The organism is Labrenzia sp. THAF191a, assembly GCF_009363335.1.
In the GTDB taxonomy this organism is placed as follows: Bacteria; Pseudomonadota; Alphaproteobacteria; order Rhizobiales; family Stappiaceae; genus Roseibium; species Roseibium algicola.
Genome location: NZ_CP045333.1, coordinates 4,668,182 through 4,683,464, shown reverse-complemented (window position 1 = coordinate 4,683,464; position 15,283 = coordinate 4,668,182). Strand labels below are relative to the sequence as shown.

13 protein-coding genes and 1 tRNA gene are annotated in these 15,283 nt (G+C 57.3%); 8 read left to right on the top strand and 6 right to left on the bottom strand.

What is annotated here, in order from left to right:
- The first annotated feature begins 30 nt into the window (after positions 1-30).
- Genes tssM through FIV05_RS21590 form a run of 6 tightly spaced genes read left to right on the top strand, consistent with a single transcriptional unit; the run spans position 31 to position 9,292 of the window.
- Complete coding sequence (gene tssM, locus FIV05_RS21615; RefSeq protein WP_152510930.1) at positions 31-3,684, top strand: type VI secretion system membrane subunit TssM; 3,654 nt, start codon at positions 31-33, stop codon at positions 3,682-3,684.
- A gap of 1 nt (position 3,685) precedes the next feature.
- Positions 3,686-4,360: a type VI secretion system-associated protein TagF gene (gene tagF / locus FIV05_RS21610; RefSeq protein ID WP_152510929.1), complete on the top strand. Its 675-nt coding sequence runs from the start codon at positions 3,686-3,688 to the stop codon at positions 4,358-4,360.
- The gene (locus FIV05_RS21605) at positions 4,357-5,121 is read left to right on the top strand and encodes a PP2C family serine/threonine-protein phosphatase (protein WP_022999356.1); all 765 of its coding nucleotides are present in this window, start codon (positions 4,357-4,359) and stop codon (positions 5,119-5,121) included. The genes tagF and FIV05_RS21605 overlap by 4 nt, the downstream gene beginning before the upstream one ends.
- Positions 5,121-7,100, top strand: a complete 1,980-nt coding sequence (locus FIV05_RS21600; RefSeq protein ID WP_152510928.1) for a serine/threonine-protein kinase — start codon at positions 5,121-5,123, stop codon at positions 7,098-7,100. Before FIV05_RS21605 ends, FIV05_RS21600 begins: the two co-directional genes overlap by 1 nt.
- A 39-nt stretch (positions 7,101-7,139) precedes the next feature.
- On the top strand, positions 7,140-7,562 hold the full coding sequence (locus tag FIV05_RS21595) for a biopolymer transporter ExbD (RefSeq protein WP_152510927.1): 423 nt from the start codon (positions 7,140-7,142) through the stop codon (positions 7,560-7,562).
- The gene (locus FIV05_RS21590) at positions 7,559-9,292 is read left to right on the top strand and encodes a hypothetical protein (protein ID WP_152510926.1); all 1,734 of its coding nucleotides are present in this window, start codon (positions 7,559-7,561) and stop codon (positions 9,290-9,292) included. The genes FIV05_RS21595 and FIV05_RS21590 overlap by 4 nt, the downstream gene beginning before the upstream one ends.
- Here the strand turns inward: FIV05_RS21590 and FIV05_RS21585 are convergent.
- The 3 genes from FIV05_RS21585 to FIV05_RS21575 all read right to left on the bottom strand — a co-directional run bounded on the left by FIV05_RS21585 (position 9,284) and on the right by FIV05_RS21575 (position 10,947).
- On the bottom strand, positions 9,284-9,955 hold the full coding sequence (locus FIV05_RS21585; protein ID WP_022999352.1) for a MotA/TolQ/ExbB proton channel family protein: 672 nt from the start codon (positions 9,953-9,955) through the stop codon (positions 9,284-9,286). The two genes, FIV05_RS21590 and FIV05_RS21585, sit on opposite strands and share 9 nt — an antisense overlap.
- Before the next feature lie 35 nt (positions 9,956-9,990).
- On the bottom strand, positions 9,991-10,362 hold the full coding sequence (locus FIV05_RS21580; RefSeq protein ID WP_152510925.1) for a hypothetical protein: 372 nt from the start codon (positions 10,360-10,362) through the stop codon (positions 9,991-9,993).
- Positions 10,363-10,488: 126 nt separating this feature from the next.
- A complete protein-coding gene (locus tag FIV05_RS21575) occupies positions 10,489-10,947 on the bottom strand; it encodes a DUF1036 domain-containing protein (protein WP_082444406.1) in 459 nt (152 codons plus the stop codon).
- Positions 10,948-11,092: 145 nt separating this feature from the next.
- On the opposite strand from FIV05_RS21575, the gene FIV05_RS21570 reads away from it, so the two are divergent.
- Positions 11,093-11,518 (top strand): biopolymer transporter ExbD, encoded by a 426-nt coding sequence (locus tag FIV05_RS21570; protein WP_152510924.1) that lies wholly within the window; start codon positions 11,093-11,095, stop codon positions 11,516-11,518.
- Between the two features lie 126 nt (positions 11,519-11,644).
- Here the strand turns inward: FIV05_RS21570 and FIV05_RS21565 are convergent, their stop codons facing one another.
- Positions 11,645-13,210 (bottom strand): caspase family protein, encoded by a 1,566-nt coding sequence (locus FIV05_RS21565; RefSeq protein ID WP_055654023.1) that lies wholly within the window; start codon positions 13,208-13,210, stop codon positions 11,645-11,647.
- 475 nt (positions 13,211-13,685) lie between these two features.
- Between FIV05_RS21565 and FIV05_RS21560 the strand changes: the two genes are divergently transcribed.
- The gene (locus FIV05_RS21560) at positions 13,686-14,540 is read left to right on the top strand and encodes a hypothetical protein (protein WP_152510923.1); all 855 of its coding nucleotides are present in this window, start codon (positions 13,686-13,688) and stop codon (positions 14,538-14,540) included.
- Positions 14,541-14,594: 54 nt separating this feature from the next.
- Here the strand turns inward: FIV05_RS21560 and FIV05_RS21555 are convergent.
- Positions 14,595-14,670: transfer RNA gene (locus tag FIV05_RS21555), tRNA-Glu, on the bottom strand.
- A gap of 125 nt (positions 14,671-14,795) precedes the next feature.
- Positions 14,796-15,236, bottom strand: a complete 441-nt coding sequence (locus FIV05_RS21550; protein WP_022999346.1) for a VOC family protein — start codon at positions 15,234-15,236, stop codon at positions 14,796-14,798.
- Positions 15,237-15,283: the final 47 nt, after the last annotated feature.

The window sequence follows — 15,283 nt, the reverse complement described above, 5'->3', positions numbered from 1 at the left end:
CCGGGGCAACCGCAGAACAAGGCTGTATCTATGAAATTCTGGCTCGGAATAACGGCAATCGTCATCGGCATACTCGCCCTGATCGGTCTGATCTGGTTTGGTGGGCCGTTCCTGTCGATCGCCGGTGTGAGGCCCTTCGAACCTCTCTGGGTAAGGTTGTCGCTGGTTGCGCTTGTCCTTCTGACCGTTGGCGGCTGGACCGGCTACCGGATCTACAAGCGCGTCAAGGCCAACCGGGAACTCGAGAGTGAGATCCTGCAGCCCAAGGCAAGTGATGCCGACTTGCAGATCATGTCGGAGCGCATGAAGGACGCGCTGAAGACGCTCAAGACGTCCAGCGGAAACGCGCGCACCTATCTTTACGACTTGCCCTGGTACCTGATGATCGGCCCTCCGGGCGCCGGCAAGACCACGGCTTTGATGCATTCCGGTTTGAAGTTTGCCGGTTCGCGCGCTAAGGGAGAGGCCCAGAAGCTGGAGGGCCTTGGCGGAACCCGGTATTGCGACTGGTGGTTTGCTGAAACGGCTGTGCTGATCGATACGGCGGGGCGTTACACAACGCAGGATTCCGACGAGGAGCATGACCGCGAAGCCTGGCACGGGTTCCTCAATATTCTGCGCAAGGCCCGTCCGCGTCAGCCGATCAACGGCGTCATGGTGTCGATCAGTCTTGAAGACCTGATGACGCTGTCTGACGATGAGTTGAAACAGCATTCCGATGCGATCCGCACGCGCTTGATCGAACTTTACAAGACCTTGAAAATCGATTTCCCGGTCTATGTGATCTTCACCAAGGCCGACACGGTTGCAGGCTTCATGGAGTTTTTCGGCTCCTATCCCGAAACCCGTCGCAACCTGGTCTGGGGAGCGACTTTCCAGACCCGCGAAAAAAACAAGAACATGGTGTCGGAAGCGCCCGCCGAGTTTGATCTTCTGGTGGAGCGTCTCAACGAGGAGATGGCGGACCGTCTTCAGGAAGAACCGGATCCGCGTGCCCGGCTGATGCTCTATGGCTTCCCGACACAGGTTGCTGCCCTGAAGGATCGTCTGACCGGTTTCCTGAATGCGATTTTCGAACCGAGCCGGTATTATCCGAATGCTGTTCTGCGCGGTTTCTATTTTACCTCCGGCACCCAAAAAGGCACGGCCATCGACAGGGTCATCGGCTCAATGAGCCAGGCCTTCGGGACAGCCTATCAGGCGGCAGCTCTATCCGGTCAGGGCAAGAGCTACTTCCTGCGTGATCTTCTTTCCAAGGTGATAATCGGAGAAGCCGGCTGGGTAACCCATAACCGGCAGGCCGTCAGAGTTGCGACCGCAACCCGCATTGCGGCTTACGCAGCCATTGCCCTCGTGACCCTGGGCCTCGGCAGCTTGTGGGGGATCAGTTATCTCAACAACAAGGCCTTGATTGACGAAACCGCCAAGGCTGTGGACACGGTGCGCGTAAACGGCGAAACCGTTCTGGCGGAGCGGGTTGTACGCGACGACAATCTGGTGGATACCGCCTACATCCTGTCGATGTTACGAGGCTTGCCGGCCGGTTACGACAGCCGCGATACGCCAACGCCTGTCATGGAACAGTTCGGCCTCAGCCAGCGCGATCGTCTGGAAGCAGCTGGTGTGACGTCCTACAGAAGTGGTCTGGAAAGGTTGTTGCGGCCGCGTTTGCTCTTGAGGATCGAAGAGCAGATGACCGAGGTGCTCGACAATCGTACCGGTCCGGGCGGACAGGACGTCGATACGCTCTACAATCTGGCAAAGCTGTACCGCATGGTGGCAGGTGATGCGCCAGAGATCGACAAGGAGCAGATCAAGAATTCGTTCCGTGCCGACTTCCTGCAAAGCTTCCCTGGACCTCAGGGCGAGATCTTGCGCAACGAGCTCAACAACCACGTTGCTGCGATGCTCGATCTCGATTTCGGTGGCAATGTCCTGACTGATCAGCTTGACGGCATTCTGGTTGCCGAGGTCCAGCGAGAGCTCGGACGCGTCAGCCTGGCCGAGCGTGGGTATGCACTTCTCAAGTCTCGTGCCAAGGGCCTTGCCAGCGAAGACTGGATTGCAGAACAACGTGGCGGCTCCGACATGGAGACCGTTTTCGAAACGGAAAACGGCGACACGTTGGACACGGTTGCGGTCGACAAGTTCTTCACCTATCCGGGCTTCCATCTTTCGGTTCTGCCGAACCTTGCCGGCATTCGTGAAGAACTGGAACGGGACAAGTGGGTGTTTGGAGACGTCGGGGAAGCCGATGCCTTTTCCGACCAATATCAGTCGCTTCCCGGCGAGATCCTGGCGCTTTACACCAAAGATTTCATCGAAGCCTGGGAAGAGGCGCTCGGCAACTTGAAATTCAAGTCGATGCGCAACGACAAGCCGCTTTACACGACGCTTCAGGCCGTCTCGGCACCAACATCACCTGTTGTGCAGCTTCTTGAGAGCATTCGGCGCGAAACCCTGCTCACCCAGGATCTGTCGAGTGAAGGCCTTGCCGGAAACCTGACAGGCGGCAACGCGCAAGATGCCGGCACTAACGCTGCACAGAAGATCTTCCAGCGCTACGTGCTGGATTCGTCCGGTGGATTGAAACGTATCGGCCTTGAAGCCGGACTTCAGGCAATCGCGCCGGGAGGGTTGTCCAACGCGCTTGGAACTGCCGCTGGTGGCGGAGGTCCAACCATTATTCCGGGCAAGGCGATCGAAGATCACTTCCGTCCTTACCATGTACTGGTGGAAGGCGAGAACAGCCGCAAGATCGATGCCTTGCTGCTGAACTTCAAGAACATCCTAGACAACCTTCTGATCGTGGCCAACAACCCGCTGCAGAGCGAAACGGCAAATTCCAACGTGCAAATTCAGGCGTCTCTGCTGAGAAGCAACGCGACGCGTTTCCCGCCGCCTTTCGATAAACTGATTATCCAGGCTGCGAAGGAATTTGACGAGGAGTTCAAGGAAACCTCGATCACGCAGCTGAACGAGAAGCTGAGCACCCAGGTTGTTGGTGAATGCCGCAGGATCGTCGCCCGGAACTATCCGTTTGAAAACGGTCGCTCCGAAGTGCCGATGACGGAATTTGCCAAACTGTTCGCACCGACGGGAATCATGCAGCGGTTTTTCGATGAAAACCTGAAGCCGCTAGTCGATACCTCGACGCGCCCCTGGAACTGGAAGCCTGAAGTGTCTCAGGCGGACCGTCTGTCGAACGCAACGCTTCGGCAGTTCGAACGTGCAGACCTGATCAAGCAGGCCTTCTTCCCGACAGGAAACGCGTTTCCGTCCGTCGGACTTCAGGTGGTTCCGCGCGCCCTGTCTCAGCAGGCTGACGCGGCCAGCCTGGAAGTGAACGGCAATCTCGTACTGGTGACGCGTGGGCCCGGCTTCAATGCGGAAATCGAACCGTTGCCGGCCAACTTTGATTGGCCCAGCAACACGGCTACGCCTCGCGTTGTACTGGTGATCCAGCCGGAAGTGCCAGGCTACAGATCTCGTCGTGAAATCCATGGAGATTGGGCCTTCTATCGCTTCGTTCGCGATAACAGGGTCAGTTCCGGACAGAACAAGTTCGTCGTGCGTGAAACGCTTGGCGGCAGACAGGTTGCCTTCACGGTGACATTGAGAACGAATCCCAACCCGTTCTTCCTGTCTGCAGTCGGCGATTTCAGTTGCCCTACGAGCTTCTAGAATGGGAACCGGTTATTTCGGCAAACTGCCGGCACGAGCGGATTTTGTCATCGGGCAGTGCCCTGCCGGCTTTCTGAAAAGCTGGGAGGCCTTCCTGATGACCGGACTCGCTCAATCCCGTCTGGATCTGGGCGCGGGGTGGGAGGAAGCCTTCATGACAATGCCGGTGTGGCGATTCTGGCTTATGCACTCTTCAGAGGGTGACGAACCTGTTCAGGCCGTCGCCGGTGCTTTCATGCCGAATGTCGACAAGGTCGGCCGGACCTTTCCATTGACACTTGCCAGCGACATCCGACTGGAAAAGCAGAATGGTCGGCCGGAAGAGACCTGGTATGACCATGTCGAGGCAATCTTGCGCGACACCTTGCAGGAAGATGCCAGCCTGGAAAACTTTCAACAGGCTGTCGCAGGTCTGGAATCGCCACTTGCGGTGGAGGCAAGCGGCAAGAAGGGCAGGGATGCCGAATTACCGACGATGCCAGGAACGGATGTTCTGTCATCCGAATTCTGGTGCCGTGCAGGAGATGTGGGTTTTGAGTTTTCGTGTGCAGGCCTGCCGGACGCAAGCGCCTTTCGATGGCTGCTGTTACCGGAAACCTTCGCCGGTTCGGAAGCTCGACAGGACGTGGCAGGGAATAGTCATGGGCGATTTCATCCGGAGGATCATCGAACATGATCGAACAAATGGAAGCCTCTATGCGTGGCTTTGCGATTGGACTGACCCATGTTGGCCGGGTTCGGCAGCACAATGAGGACACGTTCTACGTTGACGAGGGCAAGGGCGTTTTCGCGGTGATGGACGGTGCGGGAGGCATGCATGACGGTGCGATGGCGTCCAGTCTCGTGCGTGAAGCCCTTGCCAGTATCGCGCAACCGCGCAGCGCGGAAGACCTTCTGGAGCAGTTCGAAAGCAGGTTGATTACCGCAAAGGACCGGATCGAACAGGCCGCAGCCAAGGCGAACGGAGCCGCCATGGGCACGACGATCGCCGCACTTCTGATTTCCGGATCAAACTTTGCGTGCCTCTGGGCAGGCGACAGCCGTGTCTACCGTCTGCGCAATGGCCGTCTTGAACAATTGACGACAGATCATACCGAGGCGCAGGAACTGGTGGACCAGAACGTGCTGACGCCTGAAGAAGCAAGGACGTTCGCCCGCAGGCATGTCATCACCAGGGCGATCGGATCCGGGATTGAGCTTGAACTCGAACTGGTTTCCGGAAATCTGCGTCAGGGCGATCGGTTTCTTCTGTGTTCGGATGGCTTGACCGGACATCTGGACGATAGTGTGATTGGTACTTTCCTGATGAACGGCGCGCCGAAGCCGACGGCACAATGTCTTATCAATGGAGCGCTCGAAGAGGGCGGCTCGGATAACGTGACTGTCGTGATTGTCGATATCGATGCAATGTCTGCGCGCGAAGGAGTTCGCAACTGATGAACGTTGGTGCCCACCTGCTGCCTGCCGGAACCCGGCTCAACAATCTCTATGAGATTGAGGAACATATTGCCGATGGCGGTATCGGGACGGTTTACAAGGCGAGGGACGTGGAAAGCGGGGATCCGGTTGCCGTCAAGGTCCTTCTCGCGACCTTCTCGCGCGACCCGATGATCCTGGATCTGTTTAAGCGGGAAGCAAAGATCCTTCGCAAACTCAAGCACGACGCACTGACCCAGTACTACGTCTTCGCGAAGGAACCTACGCTCGGGATTTATTACCTGGCGATGGAGTTCGTCAGTGGCCCGTCATTGAGTACGCGCCTTGAATCAGGCCCGCTGGAGCCGGAGGCGGTGGCACGGTTGATCAAGCGCTTGGCTGAAGCCCTGCAGGCGGTTCACGACCGGGAAGTGATCCACCGGGATCTTTCGCCGGACAACGTCATTCTCCAGAACGGCGATGTCGCGCAGGCCAAAATCATCGATTTCGGTATTTCGCGGGCGAACACGGGTGGACCGACAATTATCGGTGACGGCTTTGCAGGCAAGGTCAATTATGTTTCGCCAGAACAGGTCGGCATTTTTGATGCCAAGGTGACTGCCCGCAGCGACATCTATTCGCTTGGCCTGGTCATTGCGGAAGCCCTGACCGGCAAACAGATCGATATGGGCGGCACGCAGGTGCAGATCGTCGACAAACGACGGCAGACGCCTCCCTTGGAAGGAATCGACAATCGTTTCCGTCCGTTGCTGGAAGCCATGTTGCAGCCCGATCCGGCAAACCGCCCGGCCAGCATGCAGGAAATTGCGGACTGGACGCTAGGTGCTCCGATGGGGCGGCAGGACCAGGACCGTACGATCATTCGGCCATCTTCTGCGCCGCCGCCGGAACAATCCGCACTGGATCAGCCGCCACCGCAGGCAAACTGGGGCAAGCGCATTCTGGTAGCCTTGTCGCTGCTCGGTTTCGCCGGTGTCGGTGCCGGGGGTGTCTATTTCCTGGTCGGTCAATCCGTGCCCGAGCAGGACCAGAAACCTGTACTTGTGGCACCGCCACGACCGAATGCGCCTGACGCACCGTCGCAGCAGACGAATGTGACACAACAAACGCAGACGCCAGCGACCCAGCAACCGGCAACGCAGCAACCAGTGTCCCAGCAGCCGACTGAAACACAAACAACTGCGCTTCAGTCGCCTTCAACACAAACGCCGGAAACGCAGGCGCCGACGACGCCAGGCAACACCGTGCCGACAATTCCGACCACGCCTCCAGAGGAGACCGTCGACACGAAACCGGAACCGACCGAAACCGTTACCCGGCCACCCGTGACAACCGATCCGCAAGAGACGCCTGAAAACGTGACCCCCGAAGACCGGATCCGGAACTTCGTGAGCAGTTACCAGGCGGGCGATTGCATGTATCTCCAGCCGATAGAGATCGCGAGCCGTTCCGCAGAGATTGAGGGATTTGCTTCCAGGACGCCGCCATTCATCAGTTTCGACAGCGACTTCACCCAGTCTCAGGGGTTTGAAGCGAAGATCCAGGTCAACCTTGTGAGCGATGCGCAATGTCCGGCGATAGCTTTTCTGAGAGGAACACCACAGGGAAACGCCAAGACCGAATTGCGTCTCGACATGCAGCGAACGGTCGTGCCGAACGGTAGCAACATGGCTGGCCGCATTTCCGGTTATGAACCATCAACTGGCGGGCTCGGGCTTATATTCGTCAACAGCAAGGGGGAGACGGTCAATCTGTCCCCATATCTGCAGACGGACGACCGGGGCGCCGGTTTCGTTGTGCCGCTGACCTTGAAAACGTCTACTGAAGAAACCGGCCTGATCATTGCCATGGTGGGCCCGGACATAACCAAGACGCTTTCCGAGCGCCGCGAAAAAGATCCGGAAGACTATTTCGAAAAGCTGATGCAGGATGGTCCGGTCTTGCGGGCAACGGCAACCACGGTCAAAGTGGTGCCCTGACCGGGAAGAGACCTGGCGCAGCGGATATTCTGGCCAACCATGAAACGCTACACCAAACCGATCCATTTGCAGGAGCTGAAACCGCACCGGCGTGCGGACAGCTCCCTTGCGTTGATCAACGTGGTGTTCCTGCTGCTGCTGTTTCTTCTGGTATCCGGAACGCTGCGGCCGCCCTTGCCTGAAGGGTTCGACTGGGCGGAAACGCAACAGAACGATGGCAGCGGCAAACTGGAAGGCAGTCTTGTACTGGACAGGGCAGGGACTGTCTGGTTCGACGGTGAAGTTCTGGCTTACGACGACCTGGGCCCATTTCTTGAAGCTCGGCAATCCGACAGAACCCACATGGTGGTTCAGGTCGACAAGCGAGCCAGAATGGAAGCCATTTCCACACTTGCCGACAGATTGAAAGCTGGCGGTGTGAAACGCCTGACACTGATGACTGTTGAGGCAGGTGCACCTTGACCGTTGTCGCCTATAACCAGGACCGGCAATGGGATATCCCGGGGTACGTGTGGCCGGCTGTTTTGGGCGTTTCGGTTGCCTTGCATGTTTCCGCGCTGATCTACGGCCTGCCAGCGTTGCCTTGGACGGAAGAAGCCCCCTTGCCACCGGTCGAGACCGAAGTGATCCTGGAAAGTGGTGGTCTGCCATTTGAAGATCTGGCAAGTGTCGAAACTGAAATCACACAACCGCTCGAACCGGACACTCCCTTGCCCGTCGAGACTTCTGTGCCAGTGGAAACAGTTGTCAATTCCGAGACTGCGGAGATCCTTGAGCCGGTATTGTCTGAGCCGGTGGTCACCGAAAGCCCAGTCAATGCACTGGTTGAAGCCGTGCCGGTAACCGTTCTGGATCAATCGCTTTCGGACGACACGCCTATCATTGAAGCGCAAGAAGTCAGCCCTGTCCAAACAAGCCCGGTCACCGCAACGCCACCGGAGCAGCTTCAGGTGATTCAGCCTTCTGTTGTTCCGCAAACCGCCTCCACCGTTGTCGCCGCCACGCCTGTACCGGATGCCGTTGTCGCTGTGACGTCCGTCGCGCCAAACGTTATTGCCGGGTCTGAAGTCACTCTTTCCGGTGCCGAAGTCCCAGCCACGGTGGAAGTGGTGCCTTCGGTAGCGGTTGCAACGGATATCGGTGAGGTTGCCGCCGCAGGTGAGACGCAGACAATCGTTTCGGCTGTGCAGGAAAGTCCTGTTCTGGCTCCGCTCGTCGTCGATCAGACACCTGCCGAACCCACTGGCAACGAAGTCGTGTCTGAGGTCTTTGTTCCACAAACGCAGCCTTCCGTTGAAAGCCCGGGCATTGTTGCTCCCGATACCAGCGTTACTGTCGATCCGGTGGTTAGTGCGGAGGTGGATGCGGTATTGCCTGCGGAACAACAGGTTGCTGCCCTGCAGCCTACGGAAACGGAAACTCCCGAGCTAGCGCCCAATGCCCCGGTCTCTTCAACGGTCCCCGCAACACAACCGCAGGGGGAGTTGACAGAAAACGTGCCGCCCGTCGCGGTCGCTTCCATAGATCCACTGGCAAAGGTGTCGGACTATGTTGCCGGTTACAAGTTCGGTGAATGCACACATATGTCTGTTCTTGCAGCTGGTGCGGACACCGCGGAAGTTACGGCCTTTGGCGCAGGCATAGCGCCTTTCGCTATCTTCGATCAGCGCTTCAAGGCGGATCAGGGTTTCGAGGCAAAGATCGAAGTCCGACTGGTGACGCGCAGGCAATGCGCCTTGCTGGATGCTCTTGGCGTTTCTGAAGGCATTGAAGCAGCCGGTCTGGTCGAACTGGACCGGACGGTCGTGCGCAGCGGAACTCCTGTATCCGGTGTGATTCAGCGTGACTTGCCGATCGAGCGAATTGCAAGCGCGGAACAGTCGGGACTGGATCTCAGCGGCAAGGGGCCACCTGAACTGTACCTGATCGATGATGCCGGGCAGATCCATGACGGCCGGGAGTTTCTTCTGCCTGCATCGAACAGTCAGACGGCAGGCGGCTGGCGCTTCAAGGTACCGGTGACGATGATTGCCAGCGACAAGAGTGACGAGACAGCGCTCGTGCTCGCAATCTGGAACCGCCCTTCAGAGCGGCAGCCTTCTCGATTCGGACGGCTTCCTTCCGAACGGGTGGCCGAGATACTGGCAGAGCCTGGGGTCTATTCGCTGACGGCGTTCAAGGTGTCACGCTGAGGGTTGCGATGATGAAGCACCGGCAGTGAAGACGCCGGTGAGGAGAACTTCCAGCGCGGCCCGTTCCTTTTCCAGCCTCGTTTCGAACCAGGTGACGGCAATGGATACTGGCATTGCAACGGCAAGGCCGCAGGCAGTTGTCAGGAGCGCTACCCAGATGCCACCGGCAAGCGTGGCAGGATTTGCGGACGCACCCGATTCCTGAAGGGTCTGGAACGTCTCGATCATCCCGAGAACCGTGCCGAATAGGCCGAGCAAAGGCGAAATCTGCGTCACCAGATCAAGCGCCTTCAGCCAACTGGCGAGGCCGAACAGACGGTCGGCAGCCCTGGCAGAAATTTCCTCACGTAGTCGTTCTTCCCTGATGTCGCGCACCTGAGAGGACAGGGGCTGCTGATCCAGCATCTGGATGGCATCCATGGCGCTGCGCACAAGCGCACCCGACAAGGACCTGTCCTTCAAAAGGTTTTGCGCGGCTTTGGTGCGTTCACCACTTCGCCATTGCGTGACAGCCTGACGAACAAGTCCGTGACGGCCAACACGGGCCGTGGAGAATTGAACGGTCTTGGCGAGGATGACTGCAAGCGCTGCAACGGAAATTGCGAGCAGGATGAGCACGACCGGCCCGCCAAGCTCCAGAAGGGAGGAAGATGTCTCGACCATGCGAAAGACGCTCCATCAGACGTTCAAGGGTAGGGTCAATCGCCGAATTCGATGGGGGTACGATTGCTCAGGTCCAGCAGATCCGGGCAATAGACATCGGTAATGCTGGAAGGCACACAATTCATGACGTCGTTGATGTGAAGCCGCGAAAGGCTGTCGCAAGCCTTCCCGGCAAGGTCGAATTGCAGGATCTTGGTTTTACCGGCGGATATGCGGGAGAACTGAAGACGCAGAAACTGATCCACCAGGCCGTCCTTGTTGAAGGCAACCATTTCCAGGCCGAGCTTGTCCATAGGGCGTTCAAGGCCATTGGTCGCGATGATCGAAAGGCGGCAGCCGCCGTCCGCAGTCGGTTGTAACTGGTTGAGTTCGAGGCTGATTTTCCCCGTCACTTGCTGTGCCTGCACGGGTGCCGCCAAAATGGCAACTGCAATCGCTATAAAAACTCTCTGAACCAATATCCGCATCTTGTTCCCCCGGTTAATGCGTCAATGAATGTTGGAAAGGGTTGTGAAGGCCGGTCTTTGCCGTCCCTAATCGTAAGACAATAGGACCGTCCAATCCTGTTTTCCCTCGGTTTCGACCTGAAAGAAATCTGCTTCGATCAGCCCGCGTTGCCAGCACTGATCGCCATCGAAAAGAACGAATTTTTCCTCGCGAATACAAAGCGTGATATCGCCTCCAAGACGGCTTTCGCCAAAACCGTCTGCCACGTGCAGATAGTAGCGTGCTTTCTCGAGAGGTTCCTGCAGCACCTGGCTGCAGGCGTTTGCGGTGATTGTCCACCAGCCTTCAGTCCGCATGCCTTCGTCGGTTTCATAGCCAATCGCGACGTTCACGAGATCAACGGACCCGTTGCAAACACGCAGGCCTGCGTGGGCAGCAGAGGTCGACAAAATTCCAGACAGCGCCACCGCCCCGAATAACGCGATCCCGCGTAACCCGATCCGGCGTCTTTGCCTAACCTTGCCGCTGTCGCGGTCCGTTTTCATGCTCGTGTTTCCAGTTTGCCAACTTGCTAAATACGCTAAGGAATTGCGAACCCGCGGTCAATTTAGGAAAGTCGATTGAGCTGAAGTGGTATTTCGGCGAAACTCGATTTTCGGAATGACCTGAAGACCCGGGATGGCCTGAGCCATGATCTCCATCGAAACACCGCTTGCAAGGCGAAAGCGCATTCCGCTGACACCTCTGATCGATGTGATCTTCATTCTGATCATGTTCTTTCTTTTGTCTTCCACATTTGGTGTCTGGCGGCCGCTGGAAGTTGCGCTTGGTGGCGGAGCGCCGGCAGGGGGGGCAGAGGCACAATCGAACGCCAGCGTTCCCGCAGTCCTGATCGTCGTGAAGTCTGTTCCCGGTGAAGATCTGTCCGCCGTGACTGTCAACGGGAATGAACTGCCACTTGCAGGGTTGGCACAGGAACTGAACCGGTTGGCAGAAGCTGGTGCCAGGGATGCTGTTCTTTTGCCTGGCAAGGGAACCGATTTTCAGCAGGTCGTGCGGATTCTGGACGAAGCCCGAACCTCAAAGCTGACAAGCGTTCGGCTGCATCTCGATTGACAGGAACACGAGGCGTTTCTGCAATGCAAACGAGCCGTTCGTGCGCAAAACCTCACCTGTGGCTACAAAAACGGCCCGGTTTTCAAGACCGGGCCGTTCTGGTTTGACATGTGATTGCAGTATTGATCAGCGACCGATTGCACCGCCGATGATGCCACCCACAACGCCACCGATGAAAGCGGCTCCAGCCGGGTTGATGCCACCACCATTGTTGTTGTTGTTCGCACGGCGAGTGGTGGTGTTGTTGGTACGGCGCGTGGAGGTCGCACTGCGAGAAGCGCTGGCAGCCGCTTGCTGCTTGCGGTTCACTTCAGCCTGGTAAACCGAGTACTGCGTTGCCGTCTGTGCAGTCAGCAAGGCGTATTGGGCGGCGGTGAAATAGCCCGTGGCGACGATGCCGTTGGCAGCCTGCCAGGCACTCACACCGGCGCGGGTCTTCGGACCGAAGGCACCATCCGGGCGACCGACATCCTGACCAGCCAGGTTCAGACGGGTCTGAACTTCGCGGCGGGCAGTACGGTTCCAGCCGAGAGAAGCTTCGGTTGCCTCATTACCCGGAACGGCCTTTTGCGGGTCCGGCAGGGTAGCCACAACGCCTGTCGTGCTGGCGGCAGGAGCCGTTGCTGCACCTGGGACGACGGTCGGATTGACCGAAGCAACCTGGCTACCGGCTTCGAGCCGCTTGATGGAATTGCGCGCAAAGTCCGCGAAGAGGCCTGACGGGTAGGCATCCAGGTAAGCCTTGTAGTCAGCAACGGTGTTGCTGGACTTGGCAGTTTCCCAGATGAGCTTCTCACGTTCCCATGCAATTGCCGACTGGCTGGGGGAGGTCGTTGCTGCATTGTTTACAACCGGCTGCTGCGGAGCGGACGTCGCGGTGTCGCCAAGGGAGGCGACAGTGGTCGTCGCGGCCGGTGCAGCCTGCTTGTTCAGGAACACTTCGCCGATCAGAGATGCATTCACCCACGGGCGCTGCTTCTTTTCCGTCTCTTCATAGACTTCACCGGTAACGCGAGTCATGACGGTCTGGATGGAAGCGTTCGGCGTGTCGATATGTCTGATCAACGCAGAGGTGAAGGGCGAGTTCGCACCGTCGCCGTCCAGGGCAACGTCTCCCGGGCTGGTCGCGAAAGCGATCACGGAGCCTTCGCCGCCGGTTTCCTGAATCTTGATTTCAGCAAGACCTGCACCAATGCTGCCGGAGCGGCTCGGTCCCATGCGGCGCGCGAGGGTGCGGGCCAGCGGATTGTCGCGGCAGGCATCCAGGAACACCATCTGAACCTTCACGTCCTTGGACATTTGGCGCATGATGAAATCAACGGTAATGGTTTCGAAATCGAGCGAGGTTTCATCCTCGATCGTGGCGTCGATAGGTACCAGGTGATTCTGACCGGCGACCTGAAGGCCGTGGCCGGCGTAGAAGAGAATGGCGATATCCGCGCCATATGCCTTTTTCGCAAAATCCATGACGGATCTGCGCATTTCACCATAAGTCTGGTCCTGGCCGGCGACGACTTCGAAGCCGAGGGCCTTGAGTTTGGCGGCCATCTGCTCGGCGTCATTTGCCGGATTAGGAAGTTGTACTGTGTGCTCGTAAGCGCCGTTGCCGAGTACGAGGGCAACGCGCTTAGCCAGTGCCGGAGCCGTCCCTGCGAGAATTATTGCCAGCACGGCGATCATTCGTTTGAACATATCCTGTCCTCTCGTAGATCATGGTTGCCTGTCGGTTGAACCGATCTTTACACGAGGTCTTTGTCCTCTTGAGAGGAACAGGTACCCCGGATGGCACTATGTTTCTGTAATACGCGTCACAGGAACGTCAAATTGAAGAAGCTGTCCCTGCAACCAACTGAATCCGGACCGCAACGGTCCGTTGATGACCCCACTAAAATCAGTTGCAGACTATAGCCAATCCTTTTTTTAAAAACCACTTTTCAACAGACAGTTGCTGCCATTTTTTGAGTTACGTTAACACGAAAGGACGCAAGGGAAGGTGTTAGTGGATTTTTTGCCGGCCAAAACTTGAAAAAGGACCGGATTTTCGACCTGAAAAAACGCTTTGTGACTTGAATCACCGTGTTTGAGAGACTGTCTGGTAATCTGGTTTCATTGCAAATGCGCGTTTTCGCAGGCTCGTTTGAAGCTTGCGCTCAGCGGAGAAAACATTATGGCCGGAAGAGCAGATATTCTCAAACATATGAGAGCCAAGCATGTCGGCGTATTTCAGTCCGCAGCCCGGCTCTACAACGTTGCGATTCTGGTGCGACGGACAAACACAGCATCCCTTGAGCACGTTGGCGAACCCTATGCCACACCCAAGCGTCTGGATTGCAAGGCCAAGACTGCGGATTTCGATGTTAAGCCCGTCGGAAGCAAGTGTCCGGACGCGCAGCGCAAGAGCTTTGCGGGGCTGGTTGTCGATCCAAAAATCGTTGGTGAGAAGGCCTTCAAAGCGAGCAAGATGGCAAAGGTGATCGAGGAATGGGGGGGATTTCAAAAACAGTTGCGACCGGAAATGGCAACCTTCGAACAGCAACGGAAACTGACCTACATTCCGCGTGGAGGCGTTTATTTCGTCGAACGCAATCCGGAAGACCCCTATTACGGCTGTGTGAAGTTCTCGTCCAGTTCGCTTATCACCGCGGCCAAGTGTGTGCACGGAGACTTCGATCTCTACGGCATCGTCGATATGGATGCTCCTGACAAGCTGGTCCGCGTCAGAGAGGATCGTCTGGGTCAGAAGCACACGCGCTCGCCAAAGTTTTTTGACGTGCAGCATTTCGTCAACAACCGGCTCGGCATTGCCATGGTCTTGCACGGATCGCAGGAAACCTATGCGACGGAGCACAAGGATGATGACCTGGACATATTCTTCCCGAGTGGACGGATAGAGTATGCCGGCCCTGCAGCCGCAGATATCGAAGCATTCTACAAGAAGGAATTTCCGGGGCGGACGTTGTTCCGCAAGGACGAACCTGCCCTGGATATAAAAGGCAGTTACATATCGCCAGGTGCACTTTGACCGGTAGCTTACGCCAGTGCCAGGTGCCTGCTTCTGAACCGGAGGGGAAGAAGTTGGCACGCCCAACGGGACTCGAACCCGTGTTTCCGCCGTGAAAGGGCGGCGTCCTAGACCGCTAGACGATGGGCGCGCGGTCGACGCGGCTGCGTCGTGGGGAGGCTTATAGGCGGGATTGGAGCAGCCTGCAAGAGCCTTTGCGACAATTTTTTGCAAGCCCGGAATCCCGGGCTTGCGCCTGTTGAAAACTGTCCGGTTTTACCATTCGCCGGTATTGGGCATGGAGGCCCAGGGTTCTTTGATTTCAAGCGCTTCACCCTTTTGAAGCAGCTCGAAGGAGATGTTGTCCGGCGAACGGACGAAGGCCATGCGGCCGTCACGTGGAGGACGGTTGATGGTGACACCCTTGTTCTGCAGGTTCTCGCAGAATTCGTAGATGTTATCGACCTCATAGGCGAGATGACCGAAGTTGCGGCCGCCGGTGTAGGTTTCCGGATCCCAGTTATAGGTCAGCTCGAGAAGTGGCGCAGCGTTTGCCTTTCCGGCTTCGACATCGTCGGATCCGGCGAGGAAGATCAGGGTGAACCGGCCTTTTTCGTTTTCGTAGCGACGGACTTCCGTCATGCCCATCTTGTTGCAATAAAAATCAAGTGAGTCTTCAATGTTGGTCACGCGGACCATCGTGTGCAAATAACGCATGTCCTATCCTTTTCCTCAATCGAGGGATTTTCCAAACGGGCACCGGA

What these genes read in the sequence shown, in the direction of transcription:
- tssM (WP_152510930.1), top strand. Translation starts at nt 31, where the DNA reads ATGAAATTCTGGCTCGGAATAACGGCAATCGTCATCGGCATACTCGCC.
- tagF (WP_152510929.1), top strand. Translation starts at nt 3,686, where the DNA reads ATGGGAACCGGTTATTTCGGCAAACTGCCGGCACGAGCGGATTTTGTC.
- FIV05_RS21605 (WP_022999356.1), top strand. Translation starts at nt 4,357, where the DNA reads ATGATCGAACAAATGGAAGCCTCTATGCGTGGCTTTGCGATTGGACTG.
- FIV05_RS21600 (WP_152510928.1), top strand. Translation starts at nt 5,121, where the DNA reads ATGAACGTTGGTGCCCACCTGCTGCCTGCCGGAACCCGGCTCAACAAT.
- FIV05_RS21595 (WP_152510927.1), top strand. Translation starts at nt 7,140, where the DNA reads ATGAAACGCTACACCAAACCGATCCATTTGCAGGAGCTGAAACCGCAC.
- FIV05_RS21585 (WP_022999352.1), bottom strand. Translation starts at nt 9,955, where the DNA reads ATGGTCGAGACATCTTCCTCCCTTCTGGAGCTTGGCGGGCCGGTCGTG.
- FIV05_RS21575 (WP_082444406.1), bottom strand. Translation starts at nt 10,947, where the DNA reads ATGAAAACGGACCGCGACAGCGGCAAGGTTAGGCAAAGACGCCGGATC.
- FIV05_RS21570 (WP_152510924.1), top strand. Translation starts at nt 11,093, where the DNA reads ATGATCTCCATCGAAACACCGCTTGCAAGGCGAAAGCGCATTCCGCTG.
- FIV05_RS21565 (WP_055654023.1), bottom strand. Translation starts at nt 13,210, where the DNA reads ATGTTCAAACGAATGATCGCCGTGCTGGCAATAATTCTCGCAGGGACG.
- FIV05_RS21560 (WP_152510923.1), top strand. Translation starts at nt 13,686, where the DNA reads ATGGCCGGAAGAGCAGATATTCTCAAACATATGAGAGCCAAGCATGTC.
- FIV05_RS21550 (WP_022999346.1), bottom strand. Translation starts at nt 15,236, where the DNA reads ATGCGTTATTTGCACACGATGGTCCGCGTGACCAACATTGAAGACTCA.